Source organism: Pseudomonas medicaginis (genome assembly GCF_965119365.1).
Classification (GTDB): Bacteria; Pseudomonadota; Gammaproteobacteria; order Pseudomonadales; family Pseudomonadaceae; genus Aquipseudomonas.
The window spans coordinates 837103-857472 of the sequence record NZ_OZ221631.1; the positions used below are offsets into that span (position 1 = coordinate 837103).

The window sequence follows — 20370 nt, forward strand, 5'->3', positions numbered from 1 at the left end:
AGCAAGCTCGCCCCCACAGTGGATTTGTGGTGCGGCACGGTACTTGAAACCTATGCAGCCCCCCTGTGGGAGCGAGCTTGCTCGCGATAGCGGAGTGTCGGGCGACATTGATGTTGAATGTACCGGCCTCATCGCGAGCAAGCTCGCCCCCACAATGGATTGGTGGTGTGTTGTAGATTAGGGCAACAGGCAACGACCTAAGCCACAGTGATTCTCGAGGCGGGGAGGCGTAGGCCTCCCCGTATCGTTTTTGGAAAGCACATGAATATTCTGATCGTTGGGCCCAGTTGGGTCGGTGACATGGTGATGGCGCAGACACTGTTCCAGTGCCTGAAGCAGCGTCATCCGCAGTGCGAAATCGACGTCCTGGCTCCCGAGTGGAGCCGGCCGATCCTGGAACGCATGCCCCAAGTGCGCAAGGCCTTGAGCTTCCCGCTCGGCCACGGCGCGCTGGAACTGGCGACCCGTCGGCGCATCGGCAAATCCCTGGCCGGTCAGTACGACCAGGCGATCCTGTTGCCCAACTCGTTGAAATCGGCGCTGGTGCCCTTTTTCGCTGGCATCCCTCAGCGCACCGGCTGGCGTGGCGAGTTTCGCTACGGCCTGCTCAACGACGTGCGCACACTGGACAAAGACCGTTACCCGCTGATGATCGAGCGCTTCATGGCCCTGGCTTACGCGCCGGGCGCCGAGTTGCCCAAGCCGTATCCACGGCCGAACCTGCAGATCGACCCGGTCACCCGCGAGACGGCGCTGGCCAAGTTCGGCCTGAGCCTGGATCGTCCGGTGCTGGCCCTGTGTCCAGGGGCGGAGTTCGGCGAGTCCAAGCGCTGGCCGGCGGAGCACTACGCCCAGGTTGCCGAGGCGAAGATTCGCGAAGGCTGGCAAGTCTGGCTGTTCGGCTCGAAAAAAGATCACCCGGTGGGCGAGGACATCCGCTCGCGGCTGATCCCAGGCCTTCGGGAAGAGTCGGTGAACCTCAGTGGCGACACCTCCCTCGCTGAGGCCATCGACTTGCTGTCCTGCGCCGATTCGGTGGTGTCCAATGACTCGGGCCTGATGCACGTGGCCGCAGCCCTGAACCGTCCACTGGTGGCCGTCTACGGTTCCACCTCGCCTGGCTTCACGCCGCCGCTGGCCGACCAGGTCGAAGTCGTGCGCCTGGGCATCGAGTGCAGCCCGTGCTTCGACCGCACCTGCCGTTTCGGCCATTACAACTGCCTGCGCCAGCTCATGCCACTGTCGGTGAACGAGGCCTTGGCGCGTTTGCAGGGCACTCCCGTGGAGGTTCGGTAACTTGCGGGTATTGCTGATCAAGACCTCGTCGCTGGGGGATGTGGTCCACACCCTGCCGGCGCTGACCGACGCAGCGCGGGCGATTCCGGGCATCAAGTTCGATTGGGTGGTGGAAGAAGGTTTTGCCGAGATTCCGACCTGGCACCCGGCCGTGGGCAAGGTCATCCCGGTGGCGATCCGTCGCTGGCGCAAGAACCTCTGGCAAACCTTCAAGAGCGGCGAGTGGCGGCGTTTCAAGCAGAGCGTGCGCGCCGAAAAGTACGACCTGGTGATCGACGCCCAGGGGCTTCTGAAAAGCGCCTGGCTGACTCGCTACGTCAAGGCCCCAATCGCCGGCCTGGATAAGGATTCAGCCCGGGAACCGTTGGCCGCGCGTTTCTACTCCCGCCGCCTGGCAGTGGCCCGGGGTCAGCATGCGGTCGAGCGTGTGCGCCAGCTGTTCGCCCTGGCGCTGGGCTATGACTTGCCGCAAACCCAGGGCAGCTATGGCCTCGACATCGACCGGCTGGTGGAGTTGCCACGCCCCTACCCCTATGTGGTGTTCCTGCACGGCACGACCTGGGAGTCCAAGCACTGGCCCGAGCTTTACTGGCGCCAGCTCACCGAGCGCATGGGGCAGTTCGGCGTGGTCGTCAAGCTGCCGTGGGGCAATCCAGCCGAGAAGGCCCGTGCCGAACGCATTGCCAGTGGGTTGCGCAATGCCTTGGTCCTGCCGAAGCTGAACCTCGGCGGCATGGGCAAGGTGCTTGCCGGGGCCCAGGCCTGCGTGGCCGTGGACACCGGCCTTGGGCATCTGGCCGCGGCCCTGGACGTGCCGACCATCTCACTGCTAGGCCCGACCAACCCGGTGCTGACTGGCGCCTACGGCAAGGGCCAGATTCACCTCGCCAGTGATTTCCCTTGCGCGCCGTGCATGCAGAAACAATGCACTTACCCGCCGACCGCCGAAGATGCCCGGCGGTTTGACCTGAAACGCGAGCAGCCCCTGTGCTTCACGCGTCTGAACCCCGAGCGTGTTGCCAGCCACCTGAGCACGTTATTGGCTGAGGAGCCGCGCTGATGCAATTGGCTTTTGTCCTTTATAAGTACTTCCCCTTCGGCGGCTTGCAGCGTGACTTCATGCGCATTGCCCTGGAATGCCAGCGACGCGGTCACCAGATCCGTGTCTACACGCTGATCTGGGAGGGCGACGTACCGCCCGGCTTCGAGGTGCTGGTGGCACCGGTCAAGGCGCTGTTCAATCATCGCCGTAACGAAAAACTCAGCGCATGGATGGCAGCCGACCTGGCCAAGCGTCCGGTGGACCGTTTGATCGGTTTCAACAAAATGCCGGGCCTGGACGTGTATTACGCCGCCGACGGCTGTTTTGAAGACAAGGCGCAGAACCTGCGCAATTCGCTGTACCGGCGCTGGGGCCGCTACCGGCATTTTGCCGAGTACGAGCGGGCCGTGTTCGCCAAGGACGCCAAGACCGACGTACTGATGATTTCCGAAGTCCAGCAGCCGCTGTTCATCAAGCACTACGGCACGCCGCTGGAACGTTTTCACCTGCTGCCGCCGGGCATCGCCCAGGACCGCCGACGGCCCGCCGACGCCGACGAGATCCGCGCCGCGTTCCGGACCGAATTCGGGCTGGCCGACGACGACCTGCTGCTGGTGCAGATTGGCTCCGGGTTCAAGACCAAGGGCGTGGATCGCAGTCTGAAGGCCCTGGCCGCGCTGCCAGCCGAACTACGAAAACGCACCCGGCTGTTTGTAATCGGCCAGGACGACCCCAAAGTATTCCAACTACAGAGCGCCACGCTGGGTCTGGGCGACAACGTGCGGTTTCTCAAGGGGCGCAGCGACATCCCGCGTTTCCTGCTGGGGGCTGACCTGTTGATCCATCCGGCGTACAACGAGAACACCGGCACCGTACTGCTCGAAGCGCTCGTGGCCGGGTTGCCGGTGCTGGTCAGTGCGGTGTGTGGGTACGCCCATTACATCGCCGAGGCCGACAGTGGCCTGGTGCTGGACGAGCCGTTCGAACAAGCCCAGCTCACCGACTACCTGGGCCGCATGTTGAACGACGCCCAAGCACGGGCGGCCTGGAGCCGCAACGGTCTGGCCTTCGCCGAGACGGCCGACCTCTACAGCATGCCGCAGCACGCGGCCGATGTGATATTGGCGGAGCACGCACGATGAAGTTGATGCTGGCCGAACCGTTCAAGAGTCTTTGGGCCGGGCGCGATGCGTTCGCCGAAGTCGAAGCGCTCAAGGGCGAGGTCTATCGCGAACTGGAAGCCCGACGCACGTTGCGCACGGAGGTGGACGGTCGCGGTTTTTTCGTGAAGATCCACCGTGGTATCGGTTGGGGCGAGATCTTCAAGAACCTGCTCACCGCCAAGCTGCCGGTACTCGGAGCAGGGCAGGAGTGGACGGCGATCCAGCGCTTGCAGGAAGCCGGCGTGCCGACCATGACCGCTGTCGCCTACGGTGAGAAGGGCAGTAACCCGGCGGACCAGCACTCGTTCATCGTCACCCAAGAGCTGGCGCCGACCGTCAGCCTCGAAGATTTCAGCATCGACTGGGTCAAGCAGCCACCGCAGCCGACGCTCAAGCGTGCGCTGATCGCCGAGGTGGCGCGCATGACCGGCATGATGCACCGTGCTGGCGTCAATCATCGTGACTGCTACATCTGCCACTTCCTGCTGCACACCGATAAACCGGTGACGCCAGGGGATTTCAAACTCTCGGTGATCGACCTGCACCGCGCCCAGACCCGTCCCGCCATCACCACTCGCTGGCGCAACAAGGACCTGGCGGCGCTGTATTTCTCGGCGCTGGACATCGGCCTGACCCGCCGCGACAAGCTGCGTTTTCTCAAAGGCTATTTCCAGCAGCCGCTGCGGCAGGTCCTTGCCGAAGAAGCGTCGCTGCTGGCCTGGCTCGAAGGCAAGGCCAACAAGCTGTATGCCCGCAAGCAGCGGTACGGGGATGCGCTCTGATGTCGGGTTGGAATCTGGAGCCGGAATACGCCGAGCTGGCGGAGGATTTTGGCAGTCTCGAGGCCGTGTTCGGGTTGCAAGGGGAGCGTTTGACCCGTGATCCGTTGTCAGAGGTGATCCGGGTGCAGCGCAATGGCGTGAACTACTACGTCAAGCGCTACGTCGGGGCTGGCAAAGGCTTGCGGCGTTATTTGGGTAAACCACGGGTCAAGTCCGAATGGCAGAACCTCAAGCGCTTCGCCAAGTGGGGGATCCCCACCGCCGAAGTGGTGGGGTGGGGCTTGGAGCGAAACGGCGCGAGCTACGCCCGTGGTGCCCTGATCACCCGCGAATTGCCCCATACCGAAGACCTCTCGGCCTTGGCCGATCGTCAAGATCCGAGGCTGGCTGATCGTGCCTGGGTCGATGGTGTGAGCCGGCAATTGGCCTGCTACACGCGGACCATGCACGAGCACCGCTTTACCCATAACGATCTGAAGTGGCGCAACCTGTTGATCGACGACCGCTCGCAGCTGTTTCTGATCGATTGCCCGAACGGGGACTTCTGGCGCGGTTTCTGGCTCAAGTACCGTATCACCAAGGACTTGGCGTGCCTGGATAAAGTGGCCAAATACCATTTGTCGGCCACGCAGCGCCTGCGTTTTTACCTGCAATACCGCCAGCGTGACCGGCTCGATGCGTGCGACAAGAAACGCATCCGTCATGTGGTGAGATTTTTCGAGGGGCGTGAATGACTGATTTTCTGGCCGCTGAAGACCGGGCGTTGTTGCAACGCCATGGCCTGGACAGCTTCGAGGCCTTGTGGGCGCGGCAACTGGATGCGGTAGACGAACCCAACACCTCGGGCGATGGCTGGAGCAGCGTGTTCCGGCTGGAGCTGGAGGGGCAGGGTTATTACCTCAAGCGCCAGAGCAATTACCTGACCCGCACCTGGTCCCACCCTTTGGGCGAGCCGAGTTTTTCCCGGGAGTTTCGCAACATCAGCCGTTATCGGCAGCTGGGTATTCCGGCCCTGCAAGCGGTGTTCTACGGCCAGCGCAAAGTGGATGGCGAGGTCCGGGCGATCCTGCTGACCCGCGCCCTGGATGGCTGGGACGACCTGGACTCGCTATTGCAGCGTTGGCCGAGCCTGACGGCGACGCAGCGCACCACCATCCTCAATGCCTGCGGGCAGTTGGCGCGGCGCCTGCACGGCAGGCATCAGGTGCACGGGTGCTTCTATCCAAAACACATCTTCCTGCAAACCACCGCCGGCGGTTACCAAGCGCAATTGATCGACCTGGAAAAGACCCGGCCGTTGCTGTTTGGCCAGCGTGATCGAGTCAAGGACCTGGAGCCGTTGCTGCGGCGCGCGTCCATCTGGAGTGATGCCGATGTGCGCCAATTGCTGTCCAGCTACCTGGATCAGCCGCTCGACGCTGGGCTGGTCGACAGCTGGATGACCCGCCTGAACGCTCGGCGCAGCCACAAGGGAGGCCGTTGATGCAGTTGTCCGAATTGAAGCGTGCTGGCCGCAGCCCCAGCCTGCCATTGAGCCTGGAGCTGGCCGACGCCGCCGGCCCGGCGCAATTGCAACTGCTTTCGCTGTTGCGCGTGTTGCCGGGGCAGCGTTACGTCGGTGCGGGGATCTGGCGCGGTCGGCCGGTGCTGGCCAAATTGTTGGTGGGCAACAAGGCCGCCCGGCACTTCCAGCGGGAACTGCAAGGTGTGCGCCTGCTGGCTGAGCAAGGGCTGACCACGCCGCAACTGCTGGCCGATGGCCTGAAGGCAGGGGAAGGCGGCTGGTTGTTGTTCGAATTGCTCGAGGGCGCCGAGAGCCTGGGCGATGCCTGGCAGCAGGTCGAACACCTGCCTCTGCTGGCTGACGAACAGACGGCGGTGCTGGCCGAAGCCTTGGGCGCCATTGCGCAATTGCATGGTAAGGGCCTGTGGCAGGAAGACCTGCATCTGGACAATCTGCTGCGCCACGGCGGCAAGCTCTATTTGATCGACGGTGCCGGCATCCGCGCCGAAGTCCCGGGGCAACCGTTGTCGCGGCAGAAAGTCCTGGAGAACCTGGGGGTGTTTTTCGCCCAGCTTCCCAAATCCCTTCAGCCGTTCAATGAAGAGCTGTTGGTGTATTACCTGTTGGGCAACGCCGAACACGCGCTGCCCATGGAAACGCTGCAAAAACAGATCGACAAGGTGCAGGCCTGGCGCCTGAAGGATTTCCTCGAAAAAGTCGGGCGCGAGTGCAGCCTGTTCAGCGTGCGGCGCGGGGCCTTCGGTTTGCGTGCGATTCGGCGCGATGAGGAAGCGGCCATGACGCCGGTGCTGGAGCAGGCCGATGCGTTGCTCGACCAGGGCCATCTGTACAAGACCGGCGGTGCAGCCAGCGTTGGCAAAGTCGAGGCGAACGGTCGCACCTTGGTGATCAAGCGCTACAACATCAAGAACTTCGCCCACTGGCTCAAGCGCTTCTGGCGCCCGAGCCGCGCCTGGCATTCCTGGCGCGAAGGCCATCGCCTGGCTTTCCTCGGCATCGCCACGCCCAAGCCCCTGGCCTTGCTGGAAAAGCGCTTCCTGTGGCTGCGTCGCGGTGCGTACCTGGTCACCGAGCACCTGGCGGGGCCGGACATCATCGAGCGCTTCGGCCCTTACGTGGAGAACGGTGAAGCGCCCGAGGCCGAGTTGCTGGCGCTGGATTGCTTGTTCGCCGACCTGATCCGCGAACGCATCAGCCATGGCGACTTCAAGGGCCACAACCTGTTCTGGCAGCATGACCGCTGGGCACTGATCGACCTTGACTCCATGTGCCAGCACCGCACCCAGGCCAGCTTCGCCCCGGCCTACGCCCGGGATCGTGCGCGGTTCATGCGCAACTGGCCGCAGGGCAGTGCGTTGTATCGGGTGATCGATCAGCGGCTGCCCAAAACCGTCGATAGCGCCTCACCCTAGCGGACAATGTACTTTGACAGTCGGACACAGCCTTTGTGGCGAGGGGATTTATCCCCGCTGGGTTGCGAAGCAGCCCCAAATCGGCCTCCTGGGTGTGTCAGGTTGATTACGTTCAACTGGTTTTGGGGTCGCTGCGCAACCCAGCGGGGATAAATCCCCTCGCCACCAGTCCTTAGGGCTGGTTGCCGTGGTCTCTCTAAACAGTACGCCCCAAGCCGCCCACTCACCGCTAGAGGCTTAAGGCCGCTTTTAAGCTATAATCCCGCCCTTTAGCTGCCCCGCCCTTTGGCGCGCGGCACATCCATCTTTCGCGGCGCTTGGCGCCCGTATGCAGACATAAGAGGCTAGACCCTGTGGCATTGACGATTCTTGGCCTGTCCGGCGCCCTTAGCCATGATCCTTCCGCAGCGCTGTACATAGACGGCAAGCTGATCGCGGCGGCCGAGGAAGAACGCTTCGTACGCGATAAACATGCAAAGAACCGCATGCCCTACGAGTCGGCGAAGTTCTGCCTGGAGCAGGCCGGCATCAAGCCTTCCGACGTGGATGTGGTGGCGATCCCCTTCGCCCCGATCAGCCTGTTCGGCGAGGCGCGCTGGCACTACGCCAAGCGTTACTGGTATGCCCCGGACCGGGCCCTCGACGCGATCCTGATGGGCAACCGTCGCTACAAGCGCTATCGCCGCAAGATCGTCTGGTGCCTGGAGCAATTGGGCTTCGATCCGAAAAAAATCAAAATCGAACCGGTCGAGCACCACTTGGCCCACGCCTCCAGCGCCTACCATTGCTCGGGCTTCCAGGAAAAAACCGCGATCCTGGGCATCGACGGCAAGGGTGAGTACGCCACGACCTTTTTCGGCTACGGCGAAAACGGCAAGATCCACAAGATCAAGGAGTTCTACGATCCGGACTCCCTGGGCGGCCTGTACGGCGCGATCACCGAATTCCTCGGTTTTGAAATGCTCGACGGCGAATTCAAGGTCATGGGCATGGCGCCCTACGGCGATGCCAGCAAATACGATTTTTCGCGCCTGGCCTCGTTCGAAAACGGCGAGCTGGTGATCAACACCGACTACGCCAACGTGATTGGCCTGCGTCGCTATAAAGAAAAGGGCAAGGGCTTCTACTTCTCGCCGCAGCTGATCGAGTGGCTCGGCCCGAAACGTGAAGGCGACATCGCCGACGAGCCGTACATTCACTATGCCGCCAGCATGCAGGCGCTGTTCGAGAAGCTTGCGCTGCAGATGATCGACCACTACCTGGGCGATGTGCTCAAGGAAACCGGCAAGCTGGCCTTCGCCGGTGGCTGCGCGTTGAACGTCAAGCTGAACCAGAAAATCATCGCCCGTGACGACGTCAAGGAGCTGTTCGTGCAACCGGCTTCCGGCGACGCCGGTACTGCCGTGGGTGCTGCGGCTTACGTGTCCCACGCCCGTGGCGTGCCGGTGGAGAAGATGGAACACGTCTACCTCGGCCCGGCCTACAGCAACGAAGACGTGATCGCCGCGTGCGCCCGTCATCCGAGCAAGCCTGTATGGCGCAAGATCGACAACACCCCCGAGCGCATCGCCAGGATCATGGTCGACGGCAACCCGGTGGCCTGGTTCCAGGGCCGCATGGAGTTCGGTCCGCGTGCCTTGGGTGGTCGCTCGATCATCGGGTGCCCAAGCGCCAGTGGCGTGGCCGATCGAATCAACGAACAAATCAAGTTCCGCGAGCGCTGGAGGCCTTTCTGCCCGTCGATGCTCGACACCGTTGCCCCGCAGATGATCAAGGTCGATCACCCGGCGCCGTTCATGACCTTCACCTTCGAAGTGGCCGAAGAATGGAAAACCCGCGTGCCGGAAGTCGTCCATGAAGACGGCACGTCCCGGGCCCAGGTGCTCAAGCGCGAATACAACCCGCGCTACTACGACATGATGAAGGCCCTGGAAGTCCTGACCGGTAACGGCGTGTCGCTGAACACCTCGCTCAACCGTCGTGGCGAGCCGATGATCTGCTCGCCGACCGACGCGTTGAACATGTTCTTCGGTTCCGACCTGCAGTACTTGATCATGGAAGACATCCTGGTGGTCAAAGACGGCGTGGACGCTTATGACACGCTCGGCTGAGCGACATGTGCTGCAGTTCTGCCACGGTTATGACGGGCCGTTCCTGGACTGCGCCCGTCAGTACGCCAGCCTGTTTGCGGGGACTGGTTATCGCGTGACCACGGTGTTCCTCACCGGGGCGGCGGATGCGCACATCGCCGCGGCGTGTGCCTCGGACGAGGTGCTGTTCATGGAGTACAGCTCCAGTGCCATTCGTGGCCTGAAGCTGGGCGCCATCGGCGATCTGCGCAAGATCGCCGCCTCGCGCAATTTCAGTTTCTGCATTGCCCATCGCTTCAAGCCGATCTACATCGCCCTGCTGGGTACCCGCCTGCCGGTTATCGGCGTGCACCATGCCTTTGGTGATTACCGGCGGCGTACCCGTCGGCTGTTTGCCCATGTTTTTCGCAAGCGCCTGAGCCTGCTCGGGGTTTCCGATGCGGTGCGCGACGACATACGCCGCTGCCTGGCGAAATGGCCGCCCGCCCGCATCCAGACCCTCTACAACCGCATCGACCTCGACGCCACGCAGGCCGCCCTGGTCTCTCGGGAAGAGGCGCGGCGGGCCCTGGGGTTGGACGCGCATGCATGGATTGTCGGCAATGTCGGCCGCCTGCACCCGGACAAGGATCAAGCCACCTTGGTGCGCGGTTTTGCGGCGGCGCTGGCGTATCTGCCCGCCAACAGCCAGTTGGCGATTCTCGGTGAGGGTCGTCGGGAACAGTCGCTTCGGTCGTTGGCGCTGGAGCTGGGCATCGCCGACCGCGTGCTGTTGCTCGGTCAGGTGCCCGAGGCACGCTGTTATTTCCGCGCTTTTGATGTGTTTGCCCTGAGCTCCGACCATGAGCCGTTCGGCATGGTGCTGCTCGAAGCCATGGCTGCCGGCGTACCGTTGCTGGCCACTGCCTGCGGCGGTGCCAAGGAAGTGGTCGAAGGCGTCGGCATCCTGTTTCCGCTAGGCGACGCCGAGCACATGGCCCAGGGGCTGCAACACTTGGCGGCCATGGATGATCTGCAGCGTCGCCAATGCGCCGAACTGATGCTCGACCGCTTGCGCGAACGCTTCTCGGACCGCGCTGTACGCGAGGCATTCTGGCGTTTGCCCCAAGTCACCGAACTGGCGCCGAGGCCCTGATGTTCAATCGATTTCAAGGCTGGCGCGAGCGTGGCTGGACCGCCGTCGATGCATCCATTTATGCCCAGGCCTGGCAGCGTTTTGGCGGCAGCGTAGCCACCCATCCCCTGGTGGTCGAGCGCCTGGCAGCCCTGGCCGGGATTCCCGTGCGTTACCTGGCGTTCGAGCAGGGCGGTGAGCTCAAGGCGGCCATACCGACCTGGGGCCGCGACCTGGCACTGTCCAAGGACGTGCTCAAGCGCAGCGGCAAGAAGGGCTTGTTCGACCTGGGCAATGCCGAGCTGATCTTGCCGGCGGCGCCCGATGCCCAAGCCCCGTTGCGTCATCGCGGACGTTACCTGTCGGCCCTCAACGAGGGGCGCTTCAGCGGCTTGAAGTTGCAGCAGGAACAACTGGCCATGGCCCGCACGCCGGAAGAGCTGTCCAAGAAATTTCGCTACAACCAGCGCCGTGAACTGCGTCTGCTGGAAGAGGCGGGCGGGGTGGTGCGGCCGGTCGGCGAGTTTTCCAGCGCCGAGCTGGCCTCGATCTACTGCGACCTGTTCCTGCGTCGCTGGGGCTTTGCGGCCACCGGTGCCGAGCGCATGGGCGAGGTGATCGAGTTGCTGCGCGAATGGCTGATCGGCTCGGTGATCTTTCTCAACGATGCGCCGATTGCCATCCAACTGGTGTATCGCGTCGAAGCGCCCGAGTGGATCAGCGTCGAGTACATCAACGGTGGCGTCGACCCGCAGACCCGCGAATTCAGCCCCGGCAGCGTGCTGAGCTTCCTCAACACCCAAAGCGCCTGGGAACATGCCCGTGCCGCCGGCAAGCCGCTGCGTTTTTCGTTCGGCCGGGCGGACCGGGAATACAAGGACCGTTGGTGTAACCCCGTGCCGGTGTTTACCGTATGAACCCACCCATGAGTCGTAAACAACAATTGCTCAGGCGCCATCGCCGCAACAAGCGTGTGGGGTTGTTGCTCGCCCTGGTGGTGTTGGTGGTGCTAGGCGTCATGGTGGCCTGGTGGCTGCCTCTGGTACTGGCTGTGCTGGGCTGGATCGCCCACGAAGCATGGTTCGCCGATCACCTGTTCTATTCGCCCCGGGACGATTACCAGTACAGCTTTGCGCCGTTCACCCAGCAACCCAAGGTGCATTTGAATGCCGGGCGGCTACGCTTGGACGAAGGCGTTATGCTCGATGATGGCGCGACGCTGATTCTTGCGCTGCGGATCAAGAGCACCTGGCTGGGACGCTTCATCGACCCGCTCGTCGAGTTGTCGGGCGGTGAAAGGGACTTGCAAACGTTCGAGCGCGGGGTCAACGGCCTGCGCTACCTCAACCTCAGCGAGCAGGGCGTCGCGTTGTCCCGGGGCGAGCTGCGCCTGCGCGGGCGCCATTGCCGTTTGCTGGGCGAGCCGACGCTGTGGTCCTTCACGCCGCCGCCCGTGCAACGTCAACGGGTGATGGTCATCGCGCCTCACGCCGATGATGCCGAACTGGCTGCCTTCGGCTTGTACAGCCAGGCTGACGAGGCCTGGATCGTGACCCTGACTGCGGGTGAGATAGAGGCCGAGCATTATCGGAAGATGGGGTTGGATGGCGTCGAAGCCGCGCGGCTCAAGGGCCGTTTGCGCGCCTGGGACAGCATTGCCATACCGCGTTGGGCCGGGGTGCCTGAAGCGCACTGTGTGCAGTTGGGTTACTTCTGCCTGCAACTGGCGGCCATGCAAGCCGCGCCGAGCCAGCCCCAGGGTTCTCGTGAGGCGGGCCTGAGCGATACCCGGCTGTTCCGCCAGTTGAACCCCTTCGCCCTGCCCGGCGATGCCGACGGCGCACCGACCTGGAACAACCTGCTGGCGGACCTGCGCGAACTGCTGCTCAAGGCGCGTCCCGAGGTCATTGTGCTGCCGCATCCGACCCTTGATCCGCATCCCGATCATCTCTGCGCCCATCATGCCGTCCTGCAAGCCCTCGAAGGCCTGGAGTGGCAGCCGACCACGCTGTTGGGCTACGCCAACCATCTACATGACAATGATCGCTGGCCGATGGGGAGTGCCGGAGAAGGTGTTGCATTGCCGCCGGTCTTTGATCCCAGTCAGTTGATGCAACCCCTGAGCGTGCCTCTATCACTGGCCGTCCAGCAGGACAAGGCCATGGCTCTGGGGATGATGCATGACCTGCAGCCGCCTGCGCCGCTGAAGCGACGGTTGAGGCGCTGGATCCAGTATGGCCTGACCCGTAGAGTGAGGTCTGTGTATGGCGAGAACGATTTTTTCCGCAAATCGGTCAGGCGCCACGAGCTTCTCTGGCTGCTGACACCTGTGAAGCACAGGTAACACATAAATGACGCAAACGACCTCCAGCGTCCTTCGTCCTTGGTGAATGTGAGCTTGCTGTGATCAATCCATGCCCGCGTATTCTTTTTATCATTCCGTATTTCGGACGCTGGCCGTTCTGGATGCCATTGTTTCTCGAAAGCTGCCGGCGTAACGCCGATATTGATTGGCTGTTGTTCAGCGATTGTGGCGAGCCGGAAAATCTTCCACCTAACGTGACGATCGAAAGCACCACGTTCGAAGCCTATTGCCAGTTGGTTTCCCGGCGATTGGGCATCGAGTTCAGGCCAAAGCAGGCCTATAAGTTGTGTGATATCAAACCTGCCCTCGGCCACATCCATGTCGATCGTCTGGAAGGCTACGATTTTTGGGCCTTTGGCGATATCGACGTGGTGTACGGCAATCTTCGACAATATTTCACTGCTGAACGCTTGGTCGGTCACGATTTGCTTTCGACCCATGAGCGGCGAGTCGCCGGGCATTTGTGCTTGATACGCAACACAGCGCGGGCGCGTGAGGTATTCAAGCTGATCAAAAACTGGAAAGAGCGTTTTACCGACGACCAGCACCACGCGCTCGACGAAGGTGCGTTCAGTCGTATTTTCCTGTGGCGCAAGAACTTTCCCGAACCGCTGTTTACCCTGGTGGGTCAATTCAACCCGTGGCGCCGACGCAGTGAGTTCACGGAAGCGTTCAGCACGCCGGGTGGTTGCATAAAATGGCATGACGGTTCGGAGCGTTTCCCCCTTCGCTGGTACTGGCGTAATGGCTGCCTGACGAATGATCGGGATGGGGACCGTGTGTTCCCTTATTTTCATTTCGTCTGCTGGAAGCGCAACGAGTGGGCGGTCTTGCCCGAGCCGGATCCCGCCGGGATACAACGGTTGGCGACATTGCCTGCCTGGGTGATTGATGCGGCAGGTTTCCATCAAGGAGAATTATGAGTCAGCGGTTGAAGGTGCTGCAGTTGCAGCCGGATTACAACGTTAAGCAGCATGATTTCGCTGATCTTGCGGAACAGATCGTCAAGGCCCTCCCGGATGAACGCTACGAGGTGACAGCGGCTTTTTTGCGTGGACGCCCGCAGCCCGGCGAACCCGTCAGCCGGGCCGACCGTTCGGTTTATTTCGAGTTTTCCGACAAGGCCCTCAAGGGGATGCGCCTTCGTGCGATGTGGCAGTTGTACCAGTTCTGCCGTCGGGAAAAGTTCGATGTGGTCGTGTGCAATCGTTTCAAGCCCGTCAACATGATGTTGCAGCTCAATCGATGGTTGAAGATCCCGCTGTGCATCGGCATCTCCCACGGATTCGGGGAGTACGATCGATTTTACCGTCGCCGCCAGACGCAGCGGCTGGTGGATGGCCACTGGCGATTCGTCGGTGTGTCACCGGCCGTCAAGCAGTATTTGCTGGACTGTCGTTGCGGTTTTACTGATCGCAACACATACGCCATCACCAACGCCATTGATATCGAACAAGCAGAGGCCTTGCAGCAACCGCGCGAGCGCGCCCGTGAACTGTTGGGTATCAGTCCTTCGGTGAGGCTGGTTGGCGCGTTGGGTCGATTGGTGCCGGTCAAGGGGCATACCTACCTGTTGCAGGCTTTTGCCGCACTCAAGGACAAATACCCCACGGCCCAACTGGCGATCATCGGTGCCGGACGAGAACAGTCCAAGCTGGCGGCGCAGATCGATCAGTTGGGCCTGAGGGATCGTGCCCATCTGCTGGGCTTCAAGGAAAACGCCCTGCAGTACGTGAGAGCCTTCGATATCTGGACCATGCCCTCCCTGGCCGAAGGCTTGGGTTTGGCCCTGCTGGAGGGCATGAGTGGACATCTACCTGTGATCGCTTCGGACGTACCGGCGATGTTGCCTTTGATTCAAGGTGCCGCAGGCCTGGCGGTAACGCCCGCCGATGTGCCGAGCCTGATAACGGCACTCGATACCTACCTGGGGCTGTCTGATGCCGAGCTCAAGGCTTGTGGCGAGCGAGCCTACCGGTACCTGGTCGAGCAGCACGACATCGAAGTATTCCGCCGACAATACCTTGAATTGATCGAGACCGGCCTGAATGACGCGAAAAAGGAACAGCCATGAGTGCCGCGCAACCTCTCGTAAGCGTGATCATCGCGTCTTATAACCATGGCCGATACATTGAGGAATGCATACTCAGTGTCCTGGGGCAGACCTACCCGAATATAGAGCTGCTGGTAATCGATGATGGTTCCACTGATGACAGCGTCGAACGTATCCAGCGCTTGCAAGCGGTCCACGGCTTCGACTTTCGAGTCCAGCAGAACCAGGGGCTGACCAACACGCTGAACGAAGCGATCGCCCGCTGCCGTGGCAGCCTGGTCGTGCCGTTTGGTTCCGACGACATTATGCTGCCCGAGCGGATTGCCGTTCAGGTGGCCTACATGGACGGCAAGCCTGAGGTTGGTATCTGTGCGGGTAATATCGAGCTGATCGATGCCGACGGAAATCTGTTTCCCGAGAGTCGTCAGAATCGCGAGGTGCCCTTCCGACGCCTGGATTTCGAAGACATGTTCATGGAGCGCAAACCCTATCCACCGGCGCCGACCCTGATGATTCGTCGCGAGGCGCTGGAAAAGGTGGGTGGGTTCGATCCGCAGATTCGCCTGGAAGACTTGCTGATCGAACTGAAAGTGACCCATGCCGGCTATTTTATCGACGGCCTGAGCGTCTTGATGGCGCGCTATCGCAAGCACGCGACCAACTCCTACAAGAACCATCGGTTCATGACCGAGAGCATCCTGAACACCTATGCCTTGTTTAGCGATCATCCGCTTTATGACCAGGTGCGCTACAAGTTCCTCAATTCCATGTTCCTGAAAACGTCCAACCGCGACCACGCATTCGCTCGCGAATTGCTAGCGCAGATTCCTTTCCGGGCCTGGAACAAAAAAACCTGGCGAGGCCTGGGTCGCCTGTTTTTTTGTCCGCTGGAAAAACACTGAGCCCCAATCGGCGCCTCTGGAAGGACCGGGCCGCAGCATTCAGTGCTCAAGAGCGACCTGGGCTAAAGGATTGGTGTTCGAGGGGGGCTCATGACCCGGCCGGGCTGCTCCTCGACAAAATACGCTTTTGCAGGTTATCCACTGCCGGTTTTGAGGCAACCATGGCGTAACCGTCAAGCAGCGCCTCAAGATGTTGTTCGAAAAGCCAGCCGTGATCTTCCTTATAGCGCTGCAGGTGGCGCAGGTTGCGCTGGCGAAGGGCGATTCTGAGAGACGACGGATAGAGGTGCAGGTCGGCTACATCGATCAGGCCGAATTCACCGTTTTCCAGGACCAGCACATTGCCTAGATGCAGCGAGCGAAAGTAAACGCCTCGTTCGTGCAGGAGCGCCATGAATTTACCAAAGCGTTCGACCAAGGTGTGGCGTTCCGCCGGCGTAGAGGTATCTTGCAGCGCCTGGCGCAAGGTCATTCCTGGCAGGGGAACGTAGTGCACCGCGCTGCTGCCGTCATTCAGGTGGTACACGTGGAGGATTTTCGGACTCGGTATTCCCAGGTTCCGCAATTGTTGGCTGTGCACCGCGAAGCGCTCGGAATAAGGATTGAAGCCCCCCGAGGTGTACCAGCGGCGTACTCGAAACAGTTTGAGGAAATCTCCCCCCTCCAGGCGCAGGACTTTTGGTCCCAACCCGTCGGACTCGATGACCTGTGCGCCCGCGGTAAGGCTGTTAAGGGCGTGCGGTGTCAGTCGTTGCACGGGCGTGACCAGCAAGCGCCTGGCGCGGTAATTGATGCTCAAGGCGGCGATCAGGGCCAGTGGGATCCACAACAGGAACCAATGCTCCTTCGGCCTGGAAAGAATGCCCCCTCCTTCAGTCAGTCCTGCTGCCATGCCGTATACCAGCCACGTGGATGCGATCACCAACAGGGGGTGAGCCCGATAACGCCAACTGCTCAGCAATCCCCAGGCCTGGAAAAAAATCCATGGAAGAAAGCCGACAATCCCGACGTAGTACAGGACGCCGAGGGCAAAGTTGTGAGGCTCCGCGAGCATGTAGCCTATGCCGGGATCCACCTCCAGGTCGGCACCGTAGCCGTGACCGATCCAGGGATGCTGGGCGATCGCCTGCAAGATGATTTGCCAGATCTCGAAGCGGTACGAGTCCCCGCGGGCGAGGATCATCTCGTTAAACAAGACGAGTGCGATGCCGCCGCCAATGACCAGGAAACCGAACAGGATCATCGTGCGACGATTCCAGCAAAGGATGCCTATCCAGATAGCGGCGGCGCACAATGCGACCAAAGGGGTCCGTGAGCCGGTTGCGACGACCGCGGTGAACATGACCAGGGCCGCGGGGACGGTCAGCCAGAAAATATGGCGATTTTTCCAGAGCATGCTCAGGCTTAACCAGTAAACGCAGAAGAACCCATACAGGTGTGAAGCAAGCAGTGGATTGTCGAAAGCGCCACCGCCGATCAGTCGCATCCCCGGTCGGTAGATCTGGGCAAACACATACAAATTGTAGAGCGAGGCGATCAAAGCGACGGTCGCCGCACAGAACAGCAGAGGGTGAAGCAGGTCGCTGCGATGGCGCACCAGCAGATAGCAGCCAACGAACAGGAATGTGGTATGCAATACGATTTTGATCGGGCGCGCGATAGTTTCGCTCCCGGGTGCCCACGACAAGCTGATCAGCGCCCACCCCGCGAACATCAGGAGTGCAATGAAAATCGGCTCGCGGATCAGTTCCTTCAGGGCGCTCGGCCTCAGGCACAGGGCTATCAAGGCCGGGATGCTGAACAAGCCGTAGAATAATTTATGGTGTTGGCTGCGCCCTGGCAGAAAGAACAAGGCGCACAGAAGAAGCAGGAAACCAAGCGGAAGAATCCACTGGCAGATGAAGTCGAAAACTCTATGGGACGTGGCGAGGGGCTTGGATAACATGCTTCGGAATTCATTCCTGAAATCGGTTGGCCATTCGTGGTGATGGCTTTTTGGTGTTTTGCAGACGCGTAACAATAACAGCCTTAGCGGTTTGCCAGAACACCGAAGAAGCTGTGTTAAAGTCAGCGTCCTTTTTATCGATATTCGCGTGATATGGCCGACTCCAGTCTTCCCGCAAGCCCTTCGAGCTTGAAAATCTATTTCCGCCTGCTTGGCTACGTGAAGCCCTATATAGGCTTGTTCGGGCTGAGTATCGTCGGGTTCCTGATTTTCGCTTCCACCCAGCCGATGCTTGGTTACATCCTCAAGTATTTCGTCGACGGCCTTTCCAATCCGAACGCGGTGCTGTTTCCGACGGTCCCTTACCTGCGCGACCTGCAGTTATTACAGGCGGTGCCGCTGCTGATCATCGTCATTGCCGCCTGGCAGGGATTGGGCTCGTATCTGGGCAATTATTTCCTGGCCAAGGTTTCGCTGGGGCTAGTCCATGACTTGCGGGTGCAGTTGTTCAACAACCTGTTGACCCTGCCCAACCGCTATTTTGACAAACATAACTCGGGTCACCTGATTTCCCGTATCACGTTCAACGTGACCATGGTGACGGGGGCGGCAACGGATGCGATCAAGGTCGTTATCCGTGAAGGCATGACAGTGATCTTCCTGTTCGCCTCACTGTTGTTCATGAACTGGCGCCTGACCCTGGTGATGGTGGCGATCCTGCCATTGATTGCGCTCATGGTCCGTACCGCGAGCAAGAAGTTTCGCAAGCAGAGCAAGAAAATCCAGGTCGCGATGGGGGATGTGACCCATGTCGCCTCCGAGACCATCCAGAGTTATCGCGTCGTGCGCAGTTTCGGTGGCGAGGTCTACGAGCAGAAGCGCTTTCTCCAGGCCAGCCAGGGCAATACCGACAAACAGTTGCGCATGACCCGGACCGGAGCGATCTACACGCCGATGCTGCAACTAGTGATATACAGCGCCATGGCTGTCCTGATGTTCCTGGTCTTGTATTTGCGTGGAGATGCCTCGGCGGGCGACATGGTGGCCTACATTACCTTGGCCGGTCTGCTGCCCAAGCCGATTCGCCAGTTGTCGGAAGTCAGTTCCACCATTCAGAAAGGCGTGGCAGGGGCCGAAAGCATTTTTGAGCAGTTGGATGTCAAGCCGGAAACCGATACCGGTACCATCGAGCGTGATGCTGTCAGCGGGCGGCTGGATGTGCGTCATCTGAGCTTCACCTACCCGGACACCGACCGGCAGGTACTGAGTGACGTCAGCTTTAGCGTCGAGCCAGGACAGATGGTTGCATTGGTAGGGCGTTCGGGCAGCGGCAAGTCGACCCTGGCGAATCTGATTCCGCGCTTCTACCACCATGACGAAGGCGAGATACTGCTCGATGGTGTTGAAATCGAACAGTACAAGCTATTGAACCTGCGCCGTCATATTGCCCAGGTGACCCAGCATGTAACGCTGTTCAGCGACACGGTGGCCAACAATATCGCTTATGGCGACCTGGCCGGTGCGCCGCGAGCCGATATCGAGAAAGCCGCTCAAGACGCTTATGCCATGGACTTCATCAGGCAGTTGCCTCAAGGCCTGGACACCCAGGTCGGGGAAAACGGCGTGCTGCTCTCCGGCGGTCAACGCCAACGTCTGGCCATTGCCCGAGCCTTGTTGAAAAACTCCCCATTGTTGATTCTGGACGAGGCGACCTCCGCGCTGGACACCGAGTCCGAACGGCACATCCAGGCCGCTCTTGATCAGGTGATGAAAGGTCGTACGACGCTCGTAATAGCCCACCGTCTTTCTACCATCGAAAAAGCCGACCTGATTCTGGTAATGGATCAGGGGCGCATCGTCGAGCGTGGGACCCATGGGGAACTCCTGGCGCAGAACGGCTATTACGCACGCCTGAATGCTATGGGGCTGGATGCTCCGGCTCAGGATATTGCCTGATTTAGGGTCCCGGCTGTGATCCGCTGGAGTGTGCATATTCGGCCTATGCTTTCCTGCGGGCAACACGTCGGGGCGCGCGATCATACGGCGTAGAAACGGTTATGAATGAAACGTCAAAAATATCGATGCAACAGGTGCAGATTCGTCCTTTCACGCAGGCGCTCACACCGGCGGACCGGGCGGCCATCAAAGCCCAGCGTCCCCGCTGCATCTGGCTGACGGGGTTGTCGGGAGCGGGCAAGTCGACACTGGCCAATGCCTTGGAAGTGCAGCTCAACCAGCAGGGCTTGCACACCTCTCTGCTCGATGGCGATAACCTGCGTCAAGGGTTGTGCCGGGGCCTGGGCATGGATGCCGAGTCCCGCAAGGAAAATATCCGTCGCATTGCCGAGGTTGCGCGCTTGATGGTCGACGCAGGCCTGATCGTCATCGTTGCCGCAATCTCACCGTTTCGCGCCGACCGGGAAGCCGCCCGGCAGTTGTTCCCGGAGGCTACCTTCATGGAAGTTTATGTAAGTACACCCTTCGATATCTGTGCCCAGCGTGACCCCAAGGGCTTGTACCGCGAAGCCCGTGCCGGACGAATCAAGCATTTCACAGGGCTGGACAGCCCCTACGAAGCGCCACATGCGCCGGAGTGCGAGATCGATACCAGCAAGGTGGAACTGGCCCAGGCCTGTGAGCGAATATTGGCCTTACTGTAAAAACGGATTGATCTTCCCTCC

Annotated in this window: 17 protein-coding genes; 16 read left to right on the top strand and 1 reads right to left on the bottom strand. The window is 60.9% G+C overall.

Annotation, left to right across the window (positions count from 1 at the left end; translation table 11 throughout):
• Positions 1–261: 261 nt before the first annotated feature.
• From waaF to ACMTA2_RS03710, 14 genes are all read left to right on the top strand, one after another.
• Complete coding sequence (waaF, locus tag ACMTA2_RS03645; protein WP_413793755.1) at positions 262–1296, top strand: lipopolysaccharide heptosyltransferase II; 1035 nt, start codon at positions 262–264, stop codon at positions 1294–1296.
• Between the two features lies 1 nt (position 1297).
• Positions 1298–2356, top strand: a complete 1059-nt coding sequence (gene waaC, locus ACMTA2_RS03650) for a lipopolysaccharide heptosyltransferase I (protein WP_413793756.1) — start codon at positions 1298–1300, stop codon at positions 2354–2356.
• A complete protein-coding gene (locus ACMTA2_RS03655; RefSeq protein WP_413793757.1) occupies positions 2356–3480 on the top strand; it encodes a glycosyltransferase family 4 protein in 1125 nt (374 codons plus the stop codon). The genes waaC and ACMTA2_RS03655 overlap by 1 nt, the downstream gene beginning before the upstream one ends.
• The gene (gene rfaP, locus ACMTA2_RS03660; RefSeq protein WP_413793758.1) at positions 3477–4283 is read left to right on the top strand and encodes a lipopolysaccharide core heptose(I) kinase RfaP; all 807 of its coding nucleotides are present in this window, start codon (positions 3477–3479) and stop codon (positions 4281–4283) included. Before ACMTA2_RS03655 ends, rfaP begins: the two co-directional genes overlap by 4 nt.
• On the top strand, positions 4283–5017 hold the full coding sequence (locus tag ACMTA2_RS03665; RefSeq protein ID WP_413793759.1) for a lipopolysaccharide kinase InaA family protein: 735 nt from the start codon (positions 4283–4285) through the stop codon (positions 5015–5017). The genes rfaP and ACMTA2_RS03665 overlap by 1 nt, the downstream gene beginning before the upstream one ends.
• The gene (locus ACMTA2_RS03670) at positions 5014–5766 is read left to right on the top strand and encodes a lipopolysaccharide kinase InaA family protein (RefSeq protein WP_413793760.1); all 753 of its coding nucleotides are present in this window, start codon (positions 5014–5016) and stop codon (positions 5764–5766) included. The genes ACMTA2_RS03665 and ACMTA2_RS03670 overlap by 4 nt, the downstream gene beginning before the upstream one ends.
• Complete coding sequence (locus tag ACMTA2_RS03675) at positions 5766–7220, top strand: lipopolysaccharide kinase InaA family protein (RefSeq protein WP_413793761.1); 1455 nt, start codon at positions 5766–5768, stop codon at positions 7218–7220. Before ACMTA2_RS03670 ends, ACMTA2_RS03675 begins: the two co-directional genes overlap by 1 nt.
• A gap of 353 nt (positions 7221–7573) precedes the next feature.
• Positions 7574–9331, top strand: coding sequence for a carbamoyltransferase family protein (locus tag ACMTA2_RS03680; RefSeq protein ID WP_413793762.1), 1758 nt, complete (start codon positions 7574–7576; stop codon positions 9329–9331).
• Positions 9315–10445: a glycosyltransferase gene (locus ACMTA2_RS03685; RefSeq protein ID WP_413793763.1), complete on the top strand. Its 1131-nt coding sequence runs from the start codon at positions 9315–9317 to the stop codon at positions 10443–10445. The genes ACMTA2_RS03680 and ACMTA2_RS03685 overlap by 17 nt, the downstream gene beginning before the upstream one ends.
• Positions 10445–11341 (top strand): antimicrobial resistance protein Mig-14, encoded by an 897-nt coding sequence (locus tag ACMTA2_RS03690; protein WP_060739465.1) that lies wholly within the window; start codon positions 10445–10447, stop codon positions 11339–11341. Before ACMTA2_RS03685 ends, ACMTA2_RS03690 begins: the two co-directional genes overlap by 1 nt.
• A gap of 8 nt (positions 11342–11349) precedes the next feature.
• The gene (locus ACMTA2_RS03695) at positions 11350–12768 is read left to right on the top strand and encodes a PIG-L deacetylase family protein (RefSeq protein ID WP_413793764.1); all 1419 of its coding nucleotides are present in this window, start codon (positions 11350–11352) and stop codon (positions 12766–12768) included.
• Positions 12769–12827: 59 nt separating this feature from the next.
• Entirely contained in the window at positions 12828–13712 is an 885-nt protein-coding gene (locus ACMTA2_RS03700) for a DUF6625 family protein (protein ID WP_413793765.1), read from the top strand.
• Complete coding sequence (locus ACMTA2_RS03705) at positions 13709–14863, top strand: glycosyltransferase family 4 protein (RefSeq protein WP_413793766.1); 1155 nt, start codon at positions 13709–13711, stop codon at positions 14861–14863. The genes ACMTA2_RS03700 and ACMTA2_RS03705 overlap by 4 nt, the downstream gene beginning before the upstream one ends.
• Entirely contained in the window at positions 14860–15744 is an 885-nt protein-coding gene (locus ACMTA2_RS03710) for a glycosyltransferase (RefSeq protein ID WP_413793767.1), read from the top strand. The genes ACMTA2_RS03705 and ACMTA2_RS03710 overlap by 4 nt, the downstream gene beginning before the upstream one ends.
• A gap of 88 nt (positions 15745–15832) precedes the next feature.
• On the opposite strand, the gene ACMTA2_RS03715 is transcribed toward ACMTA2_RS03710, so the two are convergent.
• On the bottom strand, positions 15833–17689 hold the full coding sequence (locus ACMTA2_RS03715) for an O-antigen ligase family protein (RefSeq protein WP_413793768.1): 1857 nt from the start codon (positions 17687–17689) through the stop codon (positions 15833–15835).
• Between the two features lie 153 nt (positions 17690–17842).
• Between ACMTA2_RS03715 and msbA the strand changes: the two genes are divergently transcribed.
• Positions 17843–19645, top strand: coding sequence for a lipid A export permease/ATP-binding protein MsbA (gene msbA, locus ACMTA2_RS03720; protein ID WP_413793769.1), 1803 nt, complete (start codon positions 17843–17845; stop codon positions 19643–19645).
• A 101-nt stretch (positions 19646–19746) separates the two neighbouring features.
• Positions 19747–20349, top strand: a complete 603-nt coding sequence (gene cysC / locus ACMTA2_RS03725; protein WP_413793770.1) for an adenylyl-sulfate kinase — start codon at positions 19747–19749, stop codon at positions 20347–20349.
• Positions 20350–20370 lie beyond the last annotated feature (21 nt).